The organism is Roseateles sp., from assembly GCF_039595595.1.
Lineage (GTDB): Bacteria > Pseudomonadota > Gammaproteobacteria > Burkholderiales > Burkholderiaceae_C > Roseateles.
Window position 1 is genome coordinate 75132 of sequence record NZ_JBCNLG010000007.1, and the last position, 12320, is coordinate 87451.

Genomic DNA, 12320 nt, shown 5'->3' on the forward strand with positions numbered 1-12320 from the left:
AGAAACCATGAGTCGATTCCAAGTTCGCAAGGTCGCCGTGCTCGGCGCCGGCGTGATGGGCGCGCAGATCGCGGCCCATCTGGTCAACGTGAAGGTGCCGGTCGTGCTGTTCGACCTGCCCGCCAAGGAAGGCCCGAAGAACGGCATCGTGGCCAAGGCCGTCGACGGCCTGAAGAAGCTCAAGCCGGCGCCGCTGGGCGTGCCCGAGAACGCCGCCCTGATCCAGCAGGCCAACTACGAGGAGCACCTGGAGCTGCTCAAGGACTGCGACCTGATCATCGAGGCCATCGCCGAGCGCATGGACTGGAAGCTGGATCTCTACACGAAGATCGCGCCGTTCGTCGCGCCGCACGCGATCGTGGCGTCCAACACCTCGGGCCTGTCGATCACCAAGCTGTCGGAAGTCCTGCCTGAATCGATCAAGCCGCGCTTCTGCGGCATCCACTTCTTCAACCCGCCGCGGTACATGTACCTGGTCGAGCTGATCAACACGCCGACCACCAACCCTGAAGTCATCGACCAGCTCGAGAGCTTCGTCACCACGGCGGTGGGCAAGGGCGTCGTGCGCGCCAACGACACGCCCAACTTCGTCGCCAACCGCGTCGGCATCGCCGGCATGATGGCCACGATGATCGAAGCCGAGAAGTTCGGCCTGTCCGTGGACGTCGTCGACGACCTGACCGGCAAGAAGCTGGGCCGCGCGTCCTCGGGCACCTTCCGCACCGCGGACGTGGTGGGCCTGGACACGATGGCGCACGTCGTCAAGACGATGCAGGACAACCTGAAGGACGACCCCTTCTACTCGACCTACGCCACGCCCAAGGTGCTGGCGGGCCTGATCGAGAAGGGCGCGCTGGGCCAGAAGGCCGGCGCGGGCTTCTACAAGAAGGTCGGCAAGGACATCCAGCGCCTGGACTTCGCCACTGGCGAGTACGTCGCCGGCGGCGGCAAGGCCGACGAGATCGTCGCGCGCATGCTGAAGAAGCAGCCGGCCGACCGCATCAAGCTGCTGAAGGAATCGAGCAACCCGCAGGCGCAGTTCCTGTGGTCCATCCTGCGTGACTCGTTCCACTACGTGGCCGTGCACCTGGACACCGTCGCCGACACCGCGCGCGAGATCGACTTCGCCATGCGCTGGGGCTTCGGCTCGCAGCAGGGCCCGTTCGAGCTCTGGCAGGCTGCGGGCTGGAAGCAGGTCGCCGAATGGGTGCAGGCCGACATCGACGCCGGCAAGACGCTGTCGAGCGCGCCGCTGCCCAAGTGGGTCTTCGAGGGCCCGGTCGCCGAGAACGGCGGCGTGCACTCGAAGGACGGCTCGTGGAGCGCCAAGGAAGGCAAGTTCAAGCCGCGCGCCAAGCTGCCGGTCTACGAGCGCCAGGCCTTCCCCGAATCGCTGGTCGGCGAGGGCGCGGTGGAGCCGCTGAAGGCGGGCACCGAGGAGTTCAAGAACGACGAGGTCCGCGTCTGGTCGCTGGACGGCGAAGTGCTGATCGCCTCGATCAACTGCAAGCTGCACCTGATCAGCCCGACGGTCACCGAGGGCCTGCTCAAAGCGGTCGAGATCGCCGAGGCCAAGTACAAGGGCCTGGTGATCTGGTCGCCGGACGACGTGTTCTCCGCCGGCGCCAACCTGGAAGCGCTGATGCCGGTCTTCATGGCCAAGGGCGCCAAGGGCATCGCGCCGGAAGAGAAGAAGCTGCAGGACATGATGCTGCGCGTGCGCTACGCCAACGTGCCGGTCGTCGCCGCGATGCGCGGCCTGGCGCTGGGCGGCGGCTGCGAGCTGGCGGTGCACTGCGCCCGCCGCGTCGCGCACATGGAGTCGTATGTCGGCCTGGTGGAAGTGGGCGTCGGCCTGATCCCCGGTGGCGGCGGCCTGACCTACATCGCGCGCCGTGCCGCTGAGATGGCCTCGGCCGGCAATGCCAACGCGGACATCTTCGCCTTCCTGAAGGACGGCTTCACCAACGCCGCGATGGCCAAGGTGGCGACCTCCGCGCTGGAGGCGCAAAAGCTGGGCTACCTGCTGGACAGCGACGTCATCGTCGCCAACAAGGACGAGCTGCTGTTCGTCGCCACGGCGCAGGCCAAGGCGATGGCGGACTCCGGTTACCGCGCGCCGCTGCGCGCCAGGTTCCCGGTGGCGGGCCGCTCGGGCATCGCGACCGTCAAGGCGCAACTGGCCAACATGCGTGACGGCGGCTTCATCAGCCAGCATGACTTCCACCTGGCCTCGCTGATCGCCGACGTCGTCTGCGGCGGTGAAGTCGAGGCCGGCTCGCTGGTGACCGAGGAATACCTGATGTCGCTGGAGCGCAAGCACTTCTGCTCGCTGCTGGAGCACCCGAAGACCCAAGAGCGAATCATGGGCATGCTCCAGACCGGCAAGCCGGTCCGGAATTGAGCAGCGCAGCCCACAAGGAACACATCATGAGCAAGCAAGTTCAAGACGCCTACATCTGCGCCGCCACCCGTCTGCCGATCGGCAAGTCGGGCCGGGGCTACTTCAAGAACACCCGTCCGGACGAGATGCTGTCCCGCGTCATCCAGGCCGCGATGGCCCAGGTCCCGGGCCTGGATCCGTCGGTCATCGAGGACGCGATCATCGGCTGCTCCTTCCCGGAAGGGGAGCAGGGCATGAACATCGCCCGCGTGGCGGCCGTGCTGTCGGGCCTGCCGAACACGGTCGGCGGCGTGACGGTGAACCGCTACTGCGCGTCGGGCATCACGGCGCTGGCGATGGCGGCGGACCGCATCCGCGTCGGCGAGAGCGAAGTGATGATCGCCGGCGGCGTGGAGTCGATGTCGATGGTGCCGATGGGCGGCAACAAGCCCTCGTTCCCGCCCGCGATCTTCGAGCGCGACGAGAACATCGGCCTGGCCTACGGCATGGGCCTGACGGCCGAGAAGGTTGCCGACAAGTGGAAGGTGAGCCGCCAGGCGCAGGACGAGTTCGCGCTCGAATCGCATCGCCGCGCGCTGGCCGCGATCGAAGGCGGCTTCTTCAAGGACGAGATCACGCCGTTCGAGATCAAGGACCGCCAGCCCGACCTGAACGGCGATGGCGTGATCGTCAAGTCGCGCACGGTCGACATCGACGAAGGTCCGCGCAAGGACACGTCGATGGAAGGCCTGGCCAAGCTCAAGCCGGTGTTCGCCGCCAAGGGCAGCGTCACGGCGGGCAACAGCTCGCAGACCTCGGACGGCGCGGGTGCGCTGATCGTGGCGTCGGAGGCGGCGGTCAAGCGCTTCGGCCTGACGCCGCTGGCGCGCTTCGTGTCCTTCGCGGTGCGCGGCGTGCCGCCGGAGATCATGGGCATCGGCCCGATCGAGGCGATCCCGGCCGCACTGAAGCTGGCCGGCATCAAGGCCGAGGACCTGGGCTGGGTCGAGTTGAACGAGGCGTTCGCGGCGCAGTCGCTGGCGGTGCTGAATGACCTGGACGCGAAGGGCATCGTGCTGGACCGCACCAAGGTGAACCCGAACGGCGGCGCGATCGCCCTGGGCCACCCGCTGGGCGCGACCGGCGCGATCCGCGCGGCATCGGTGATCCACGGCCTGCGGCGCACCGGCGCGAAGTACGGCATGGTCACGATGTGCGTCGGCGCGGGTCAAGGCGCCGCCGGCATCATCGAGCGTCTGTAAAAAGCGCGTCGGCCGCCGCAGTCCGCTCGTCCTCGGGCAGCGAGTGTGGGTGGGGCCGGAATGATGCGGGGGGTTCCCGGAGGGACGCCCCCCGCGTCGTGGAGAGCCCGCGTCTGGCCCCACGTGGTCGGGCATCCTTCGCAGGCGCCCATCAGCGTCTTCATCGAACGCCGCCTGTGGCCGCAGGTGAGCGCCTGGCTGGCATGATCGCGGCCATTCATTGAACGAGGAGAGTGCTCCATGAGCATCAAGACCGCCATCGTGAACGGCGTGCAGACCATCGAGATCGCACGCCCCGAAAAGAAGAACGCGCTGACCCGCGCGATGTACCAGGAGATGGCCGACGCGCTGGTCGCGGCCAACGCCGAGAACAGCGTGCGCGCGGTGCTGATCCAGGGCCAGCCGCAGATCTTCACGTCGGGCAACGACATCGAGGACTTCATGGGCAGCCCGCCGCGGGACGAGAACGCGCCGGTGTTCCAGTTCATGCGCGCGATGATCGGCTGCGACAAGCCCATCGTGGCCGCGGTGAACGGCGCGGCGATCGGCATCGGCACGACGCTGCTGCTGCATTGCGACTTCGTCTACGTCGCCGATGACGCGCGCCTGGCGATGCCCTTCGTCAGCCTCGGGCTGGTGCCGGAGTTCGGATCCAGCCTGCTGGTGCCCAAGCTGATGGGCCCGCGCCGCGCCGCGGAGAAGATCCTGCTGGGCGACCCGTTCACCGGCGAGCAGGCGGTCGAATGCGGTGTCGCGAACGCGGTGCTGCCGGCCGGCGAAGTGGTCGCCCATGCGCGCCGTGTGGCCGAGCGCTTCAACAAGCTCCCGCCGAGCGCCGTGCGCGAGAGCAAGCAGCTGATGCGCCGCGCGACGAAGGAGCAACTGCTGGAGACTATCCAGGCCGAGGCCGAGATCTTCGGCGCGCGTCTGCGCAGCCCCGAGGCGATGGAAGCCTTCCAGGCCTTCTTCCAGAAGCGCCAGCCGGACTTCTCGAAGTTCTGATCGCCCGCGCGGCAGGGCGGATGCGGCGTGCGCGCCGCCCTGCCGTGAGACCCCATGTCAATGGCTGCACAGGGTCGTCCGGGTGGTGGTCGCGGTGTGCGTCGTGGTCCGGGAGGGCGTCACGGTGCACGCGATGAAGGGGAAGCTCGCCGTGAGGCTGCAGCTGGCGGGCGAGGTCGTGGTGGTCGTCACGGTGCGGAACTGCAGCTCGGTGGTACTCGTGCAGGACGGGGTGGAGGCGCCCCAGAAGCCGTGCTCGCCATACGAGTAGCTGCGCGCGGCGGCGGTCATGCCGTCTTCCGAGATCCGTTCAAAGCACCAATGGTCGCCGCCGTGGACCAGGTCCAGTTCGCGGGGGTCGAGTTCAAGCATGGGGACTCCTGAATGACTGAGAGACGCAGGCGAGAGTGCCTGTGCGATGCAGTGTTCATCCCGAGGCGTCCCGCGACAACGACTGGAACCAGTGTGCTTGCCGGCCGCGAACCAAGGTTCCAGTAGGTCGGCCGACTTGAAGTGCTGGAAGGCGTCCGACGCGGCGGGCGTTGTCGAGGGGAAACGCTCATTCGCGTGATCTAGACGACTTGCTCAAGGCAGCGTCGAGCGTTTCTGCACGGCAACGTGCCATTGGCCTGGGTTCCGTGCCTCGCAATCATGAGGACTCCCTGTTGATTGGAGCGAGTCCAGATGAGCAAGAAGCGCAATGGAAAGAAGGCGAAGCCCGGAAAGCGACAGCAATGCTGCGAACGCTGCGGCCATATGGCGCGAGCTTCGATGCCAGTCGGCGAGCCGCCGAGCTGGGCTTACAAGGCTGGAACGTTCGGGCTGCCACAGGAGGGAGAGCTGAAGACGCACTCCCCGGAAGTCGCCTTCGAGCTGGCGCAGAAGGCCGGCATCGTCGATGCCGAGGGCAACCTGATGCCGGGGTACCGATGAGTGAAGGACCATTGATACTGGCCTATCACGGCTGCGACATCACGGTACGCGATCGTCTGGTGAAAGGGACGCTGGCGCGGTTGAAGCCCTCCACCAACTGCTATGACTGGCTTGGCGACGGCGTGTACTTCTTCGAGGGGGATGCCGAAAGGGCATTCGGCTTCGCGCAGGCCTCGCATCGAGCAGTTGAGAAGCTGTTGTCCGCCCGGCCGATCGTCACTCCCTCGGTGGTTGGGGCGGTCGTGGCCGTGTCTCGGTGTTGGGACATGACGACCGTTTCAGGTCAACGCGTCTATCGGTCCGCACTGGCGGAGCTGCGAGTCTCGCGGGACCTGTGCGGCAGGCCCATGCCCGTCAATCGCGCGGCCGATCTTGAGGACGAGACTGTGCGGCTGCGAGGATTGGACCGTGCTGTGTTCAACATCGGCCATCAGATGCGTGAAAGGGACGGCCAGCCTCCCTTTCAAATGGTGCGTGCAGCCTTCTACCAAGGGCGCCCTATCGTCGATGGAGGGGAGTTCCGATCAGGCACGCACCTTCAACTGGCCTTGCGGGATCAGCAGTGCGTGCTTGGCTGGTTCCTGCCCAAAGGGGTGGGGTCCGCGTTGCTCAGTGATCGGGAACTGGTCGAAGCTGAGGCCGCGATGACGAGGGCCCTTCGTGCCAGGACCGCGAACAAACCGCGAATGAGGGCACTGCCTTGAAGAACAACACGCGAAGAAACAACAACGGGTCCTGCAGGACCCGTTGTCACTTGTGCGGCGAAGCCGCTCAGGCGGTCTCGGCCGGGCTGGCCATCCGCACCGGCAGGTCGTCCGGATCGACGGTCCTGCCCGACAGCGCCAGGTCCAGCGCGTCGTGGTCCAGCGCGCGTTCCCACTTCGACACGACGATCGTCGCCACCGCGTTGCCAACGAAGTTCGTCAGCGAGCGGCACTCCGACATGAAGCGGTCCACCCCCAGGATCAGCGCCATGCCCGCCACCGGCACCTCGGGCACCACCGACAGCGTCGCCGCCAGCGTGATGAAGCCCGCGCCCGTCACGCCCGCCGCGCCCTTGGAGCTCAGCATCGCCACCAGCAGCAGCGTGATCTGGTGGCTCAGCGTCAGCTCGGTGTTCGTCGCCTGCGCGATGAACAGCGCCGCCAGCGTCATGTAGATGTTGGTCCCGTCCAGGTTGAACGAGTAGCCCGTCGGCACCACCAGGCCCACCACCGTCTTCTCGCAGCCGGCCTTCTCCATCTTCTCCATCAGCGACGGCAGCGCCGACTCCGACGACGACGTGCCCAGCACCAGCAGCAGCTCGGCCTTCAGGTAGCGGATCAGCTTGATGACCGAGAACCCGCACAGCCGCGCCACGATGCCCAGGATCACCAGCACGAACAGCAGCGAGGTCACATAGAAGCTGCCCACCAGCATGCCCAGGTTGAGCAGCGAGGCCAGCCCGTACTTGCCGATCGTGAACGCCATCGCGCCCAGCGCGCCGATCGGCGCCGCCTTCATCAGGATGTGCACCATCCGGAACACTGGCGCGGTCAGCGCCTCGAAGAAGGTCAGCACCGGCTTGCCGCGCTCGCCCACCAGCGCCAGCGCGACACCGAACAGCACCGCCACGAACAGCGTCTGCAGGATGTTGCCGTCCGCCAGCGCGCCCACCAGCGACTTCGGGATGATCTCCATCAGGAAGCCGACCAGGGTCAGGTCGTGCGTCTTCTCGACATAGCGGTGGACTTCCTTCTGGTCCAGGTCCGCCACGTTGACGTTCATGCCGTGACCCGGCTGCACCACGTTCGCGACCACCAGGCCCACGATCAGCGCCAGCGTTGAGAAGAACAGGAAATACGCCATCGCCTTGCCGAACACCCGGCCAACGCGGCTCAACTGCGTCATGCTCGCGATGCCGGTCACGATGGTCAGGAAGATCACCGGCGCGATGATCATCTTCACCAGCTTGATGAAGGCATCGCCCAGCGGCTGCAGCGTCACGGCGAACTTCGGCTCGAAGTGACCCAGCAGGATGCCGATCACGATCGCGATGACGACTTGCAGGTACAGGTGGCGATACCACGGCACGGGCAGGGCCGGCGTGGCGGAGGCGGAAGGGGACAGCATGGATTCGGCTCCGGTTGCGGCGGGGCGCAGGGGCCGTCTCGGCATGGCTGCGCGCCCAGGCCGGGCAGTATCCCACCCGCAAAAATGCGGTGTCTGCGGAATCTACGTACAAACCCGAGTGATCCAACCCCTCATCAAGGTTGTTGGCCGAAGACCCTCGACTTGCCTTCGCGATCGATCGCGACGTAGGTCAGGTTGGCCTCCGTCACCTTGACCACATGCGGGTTGGCCGGGTTGCGCTCGGCGAAGACCTCGACATGCACCGTGATCGAGGTGCGCCCGATGCGCGTGACCTGCGCATAGAAGCTGAGCAGGTCGCCCACCGACACCGGCTGCTTGAAGATGAACTCGTTGACCGCAACCGTCGCGATCCGGCCGCGCGAGATGCGCGCCGGCAGCACCGAGCCCGCCAGGTCGACCTGCGCCATGATCCAGCCGCCGAAGATGTCGCCATTGCCGTTCGCATCGGCCGGCATCGGCATCACGCGCATCACCAGCTCGCGCGGACCGATGGTCTCGGGCGACAGCGAGGGGGCCGCCGAAGGGGGGACAGTGGGGGAGGTGGAATCGCTCATGATCGGCAAACGGTGACAATGCCCACCATTGTCGTCCAGCACGCGCCGGACCTCGCGACATCCCCCTTCCGACCTCGCTCCATGCGCCGCTCCACGCTCGCCGGCACCACGCCTTCGCCCGCCGTCCCTGGCGCCGCCACGCCGCAGTCCGGCGGCGACTGGCACACCATCGCCCGGCTGCTGCCCTACTTCTGGCGCTACCGCTGGCGGGTCGGGATTGCGCTCGCCTTCATGGTCGGCGCCAAGCTGGCCAACGTCGGCGTGCCGCTGTTGCTCAAGCAACTGGTCGACAGCCTCGACCTCCCGCCCGGCAGCCCGCAGGCGCTGATGGCCGTGCCGGCCGGGCTGCTGCTCGCATACGGGATGCTGCGGCTGTGCACCTCGCTGTTCACCGAGGCGCGCGAGCTCATCTTCGCCAAGGCCACCGAGGGCGCCTCACGCAGCATCTCGCTGCACGTGTTCCGCCATCTGCACGACCTCAGCCTGCGCTTCCACCTCGAGCGCCAGACCGGCGGCATGACCCGCGACATCGAGCGCGGCACCCGCGCCGTGCACGCGCTGATCTCGTACTCGCTCTACAGCATCTTCCCGACCCTGGTCGAGGTCGCGCTGGTGCTGAGCCTGCTGGCGGTCAAGTTCGACGTGCTGTTCGCGTGGATCACCGGCGCGGCGCTGGTCTTCTACATCGGCTTCACGATCGTGGTCACCGAGTGGCGCACCAAGTTCCGCCGCCAGCTCAACGAGCTGGACTCGCACGCGCACAGCAAGGCGATCGATTCGCTGCTGAACTACGAAACGGTGAAGTACTTCAACAACGAGGACTTCGAGGCCGCCCGCTACGACCAGAGCCTGGAGCGGCTGCGCCGCGCGCAGCTCAAGGCGCAGACCACGCTGTCGCTGCTCAACAGCGGCCAGCAGCTGATCATCGCCATCGCGCTGGTGGGCATGCTGTGGCGCGCCACGCAGGGCGTGGTGGCCGGCCACATGAGCCTGGGCGATCTGGTCATGATCAACGCCTTCATGATCCAGCTCTACATCCCGCTGAATTTCCTCGGCGTGATCTACCGCGAGATCAAGCAGAGCCTGACCGACCTGGACAAGATGTTCGGCCTGCTCGCGCGCGAGCGCGAGATCGCCGACGCGCCCGGCGCCCCGCCGCTGCGCGTGGCGGGCGCGGCGGTGCGCTTCCACGACGTGCACTTCGCCTATGAACCGCAGCGGCCCATCCTCAAGGGCGTGAGCCTGGAGATCCCGGCCGGCAGGAAGGTCGCCGTCGTGGGGCCCAGCGGTTCGGGCAAGAGCACGCTGGCCCGTCTGCTCTACCGCTTCTACGACGCGCAGTCCGGCCGCATCGAGATCGACGGCCAGTCGCTGGCCGAGGTCACCCAGCACAGCGTGCGCCGGGCCATCGGCATCGTCCCGCAGGACACGGTGCTGTTCAACGACACCATCGCCTACAACATCGCCTACGGCCGGCCCGAGGCCTCGATCGAAGAGATCGAGGCCGCCGCCAGATCCGCCCACATCCACGACTTCATCAGCGCCCTGCCGCAGGGCTACCAGACCATGGTCGGCGAGCGCGGCCTGAAGCTGTCCGGCGGCGAGAAGCAGCGCGTGGCGATCGCGCGCACGCTGCTGAAGAACCCGCCGATCCTGATCTTCGACGAGGCCACCTCGGCGCTGGACTCGCGCAACGAGCGCGCCATTCAGGCCGAGCTCGAGGCCGCGGCGCAGGACAAGACGGTGCTGGTCATCGCCCACCGGCTGTCCACCATCGTCGACGCGCACGAGATCCTGGTCATGGAGCAGGGCCTCATCGTCGAGCGCGGCACGCACGCCGCGCTGCTCGCGTTGCGCGGCCGGTACGCGCAGATGTGGGCGCTGCAGCAGGATGGGCGGGAGGGCTAAACTCCCGCGCCGTGGAAACCAAATGGCTTGAAGACTTCGTGAGCCTGGCGGAGACGCGCAGCTTCTCCCGCTCGGCTCAATTGCGGCACGTCACGCAGCCGGCGTTCTCGCGCCGCATCCAGGCGCTGGAGGCCTGGGCCGGGGTCGATCTGGTCGATCGCTCGTCCTATCCGACCCGCCTCACCGCGGCCGGCGAGACGCTGCTGGGGCAGGCCGTCGACCTGCTCGGCAACCTGCAGGCCACGCGCAACATGCTGCGCAGCCACCAGTCGGCGGGGCAGGACATGATCGAGTTTGCCGTCCCGCACTCGCTCTCCTTCAGCTTCTTCCCGCACTGGCTGATGGAACTGCGCCAGCGCTTCGGCGAGGTGAAGTGCCGGCTCAACGCGCTCAACGTCCACGACGCGACGCTGCAGCTCAGCGAAGGCAACTGCGACCTGCTGGTCGTCTATCACCACCCGAGCCAGCCGCTGCAGCTCGACCCCGAGCGCTACGAATCGGTCTCGCTCGGCCACGAAACGCTGGCCGCCTATGCGAAAGCTGACACAGGCGGCGCGCCGATGTTCCGGATTTCCGGACACCCGGGCCAGAAGATCCCCTTCCTCAGTTACGCCTCGGGCGCCTACCTCGGGCGGTTGGTGGAACTGATCGTCAAGGACGCGGCGCAGCCGCTGAACCTTGAATCGGTCTTCGAGACCGACATGGCCGAGAGCCTCAAGGCCATGGCGCTCGAGGGCCATGGCCTGGCCTTCCTGCCGGCCAGTTCGGTGAAGAAGGAAGTCAAGGCGCGCCGCCTGGTGCGGGCCGCCGAGCCGGGCCAGTACGAACTGAACATGGAACTGCGGATGTACCGCGAGCGCCAGGGTTCGGCCCGGCGGGTCAAGCCGGTCGCGCAGGCGCTGTGGAACTTCCTCACCCACGCGGGCGCAGAGCAGGCATGAAACCTGCATATGTAAGCCACGTGACATGTCGAGATGCGTGATACTCCCTACCCAGCAAAGCAGCCGCTCATGGTCTGCTTCGCCGGGCTGGATGGCCGGACGTTCGAACTTCGTTTGAACTCCGTGTCGATCCCGTTCCCGTATCCGCTTTTGAATCCGAACAAGCAGGAGCAACTATGAAGAAGGCATTGCTAGTCCTGGCCCTTGGGGCGGCGTTGGTGGGCGTGGCCCAGGCCGACACGCTGAAGAAGATCAAGGACACAGGCAGCGTGACCATGGGCGTGCGCGAGTCCTCGGGCGCGCTGTCGTACACGCTCGGCGACGGCAAGTACGTGGGCTACCACGTCGAGATCTGCCAGCGCGTGCTGGCCGACGTGCAGAAGCAGCTGGGCCTGGCCAAGCTGGACATCAAGTACCTGCCGGTGACCTCGCAGAACCGCGTGCCGCTGGTGCAGAACGGCACCGTGGACATCGAGTGCGGCTCCACCACCAACAACATGACCCGCGCCAAGGACGTGGCCTTCGCCGTCACGACCTATGTCGAGGAGGTGCGCATCGCGGTGAAGGCCAATTCGGGCATCACCTCGATCGCGCAGCTCAACGGCAAGACCGTGGCGACGACCACCGGCACGACCTCCGTGCAGCTGCTGCGCAAGCACGAGCGCGCCAACGGCGTGGACTTCAAGGAAGTGCTGGGCAAGGACCACGCCGACAGCTTCCTGCTGCTGGAGTCGGGCCGCGCCGACGCCTTCGTGATGGACGGCCAGATCCTGGCCGGCAACATCGCCAAGTCGCGCAACCCGGCGGACTTCAAGATCGTGGGCGAAGTGCTGTCGGTCGAGCCGATCGCGATCATGATCCGCAAGGACGATCCGGCCTTCAAGAAGGCGGTGGACGACAGCATCATCAAGATGATGAAGTCCGGCGACATCGCCAAGCTGTACGACAAGTGGTTCACGCAGCCGATCCCGCCGACCAACACCAAGGTGGGCCTGCCGGCCACGGAAGCGACCAAGAACGCCTGGGCGCATCCGAACGACAAGCCGGTCGAGGAATACGCGAAGAAGTGATCGCGATGACCTGAGCGCAAGGCGCCCCGCGGGGCGCCTTGTCGCAAAGGCCGCATGATCGCGCGAAGCCTGCTTTCGCGAGCAGGCATCGCGCACCGGGGCCGCGGCGCGTGAGGCGGCCCTTTGCATTGATG

Annotated in this window: 11 protein-coding genes; 8 read left to right on the forward strand and 3 right to left on the reverse strand. The window is 66.8% G+C overall.

Annotation, left to right across the window (positions count from 1 at the left end):
• Positions 1–7 precede the first annotated feature (7 nt).
• The 3 genes from ABDW61_RS11080 (at position 8) to ABDW61_RS11090 (ending at position 4647) form a co-directional block, all read left to right on the forward strand.
• Positions 8–2404 (forward strand): 3-hydroxyacyl-CoA dehydrogenase NAD-binding domain-containing protein, encoded by a 2397-nt coding sequence (locus tag ABDW61_RS11080; RefSeq protein ID WP_343638628.1) that lies wholly within the window; start codon positions 8–10, stop codon positions 2402–2404.
• A gap of 26 nt (positions 2405–2430) precedes the next feature.
• Complete coding sequence (locus tag ABDW61_RS11085) at positions 2431–3645, forward strand: acetyl-CoA C-acyltransferase (protein WP_091726153.1); 1215 nt, start codon at positions 2431–2433, stop codon at positions 3643–3645.
• 240 nt (positions 3646–3885) lie between these two features.
• Positions 3886–4647, forward strand: coding sequence for an enoyl-CoA hydratase (locus tag ABDW61_RS11090; protein WP_343638630.1), 762 nt, complete (start codon positions 3886–3888; stop codon positions 4645–4647).
• A gap of 57 nt (positions 4648–4704) precedes the next feature.
• On the opposite strand, the gene ABDW61_RS11095 is transcribed toward ABDW61_RS11090, so the two are convergent.
• The gene (locus ABDW61_RS11095; RefSeq protein WP_343638631.1) at positions 4705–5019 is read right to left on the reverse strand and encodes a hypothetical protein; all 315 of its coding nucleotides are present in this window, start codon (positions 5017–5019) and stop codon (positions 4705–4707) included.
• A gap of 312 nt (positions 5020–5331) precedes the next feature.
• Here ABDW61_RS11095 and ABDW61_RS11100 point away from each other — a divergent pair, with 312 nt between their 5' ends.
• Positions 5332–5580: a hypothetical protein gene (locus ABDW61_RS11100; RefSeq protein WP_343638632.1), complete on the forward strand. Its 249-nt coding sequence runs from the start codon at positions 5332–5334 to the stop codon at positions 5578–5580.
• Complete coding sequence (locus ABDW61_RS11105; protein ID WP_343638633.1) at positions 5577–6284, forward strand: hypothetical protein; 708 nt, start codon at positions 5577–5579, stop codon at positions 6282–6284. The genes ABDW61_RS11100 and ABDW61_RS11105 overlap by 4 nt, the downstream gene beginning before the upstream one ends.
• Before the next feature lie 67 nt (positions 6285–6351).
• On the opposite strand, the gene ABDW61_RS11110 is transcribed toward ABDW61_RS11105, so the two are convergent.
• A complete protein-coding gene (locus tag ABDW61_RS11110) occupies positions 6352–7692 on the reverse strand; it encodes a dicarboxylate/amino acid:cation symporter (RefSeq protein WP_343638634.1) in 1341 nt (446 codons plus the stop codon).
• A gap of 134 nt (positions 7693–7826) precedes the next feature.
• Positions 7827–8183, reverse strand: coding sequence for an acyl-CoA thioesterase (locus ABDW61_RS11115; RefSeq protein WP_343638855.1), 357 nt, complete (start codon positions 8181–8183; stop codon positions 7827–7829).
• Positions 8184–8348: 165 nt separating this feature from the next.
• On the opposite strand from ABDW61_RS11115, the gene ABDW61_RS11120 reads away from it, so the two are divergent.
• From ABDW61_RS11120 to ABDW61_RS11130, 3 genes are all read left to right on the forward strand, one after another.
• On the forward strand, positions 8349–10175 hold the full coding sequence (locus tag ABDW61_RS11120) for an ABC transporter ATP-binding protein/permease (protein WP_343638635.1): 1827 nt from the start codon (positions 8349–8351) through the stop codon (positions 10173–10175).
• 11 nt (positions 10176–10186) lie between these two features.
• Entirely contained in the window at positions 10187–11116 is a 930-nt protein-coding gene (locus ABDW61_RS11125; protein ID WP_343638637.1) for a LysR substrate-binding domain-containing protein, read from the forward strand.
• Between the two features lie 176 nt (positions 11117–11292).
• Positions 11293–12186, forward strand: coding sequence for an amino acid ABC transporter substrate-binding protein (locus ABDW61_RS11130; RefSeq protein WP_343638639.1), 894 nt, complete (start codon positions 11293–11295; stop codon positions 12184–12186).
• Positions 12187–12320 lie beyond the last annotated feature (134 nt).

Bases quoted from the DNA above. Each gene is read 5' to 3' on its own strand.
- ABDW61_RS11080 (WP_343638628.1), top strand. From the start codon at position 8: ATGAGTCGATTCCAAGTTCGCAAGGTCGCCGTGCTCGGCGCCGGCGTG.
- ABDW61_RS11085 (WP_091726153.1), top strand. From the start codon at position 2,431: ATGAGCAAGCAAGTTCAAGACGCCTACATCTGCGCCGCCACCCGTCTG.
- ABDW61_RS11090 (WP_343638630.1), top strand. From the start codon at position 3,886: ATGAGCATCAAGACCGCCATCGTGAACGGCGTGCAGACCATCGAGATC.
- ABDW61_RS11095 (WP_343638631.1), bottom strand. From the start codon at position 5,019: ATGCTTGAACTCGACCCCCGCGAACTGGACCTGGTCCACGGCGGCGAC.
- ABDW61_RS11100 (WP_343638632.1), top strand. From the start codon at position 5,332: ATGAGCAAGAAGCGCAATGGAAAGAAGGCGAAGCCCGGAAAGCGACAG.
- ABDW61_RS11105 (WP_343638633.1), top strand. From the start codon at position 5,577: ATGAGTGAAGGACCATTGATACTGGCCTATCACGGCTGCGACATCACG.
- ABDW61_RS11110 (WP_343638634.1), bottom strand. From the start codon at position 7,692: ATGCTGTCCCCTTCCGCCTCCGCCACGCCGGCCCTGCCCGTGCCGTGG.
- ABDW61_RS11115 (WP_343638855.1), bottom strand. From the start codon at position 8,183: ATGCGCGTGATGCCGATGCCGGCCGATGCGAACGGCAATGGCGACATC.
- ABDW61_RS11120 (WP_343638635.1), top strand. From the start codon at position 8,349: ATGCGCCGCTCCACGCTCGCCGGCACCACGCCTTCGCCCGCCGTCCCT.
- ABDW61_RS11130 (WP_343638639.1), top strand. From the start codon at position 11,293: ATGAAGAAGGCATTGCTAGTCCTGGCCCTTGGGGCGGCGTTGGTGGGC.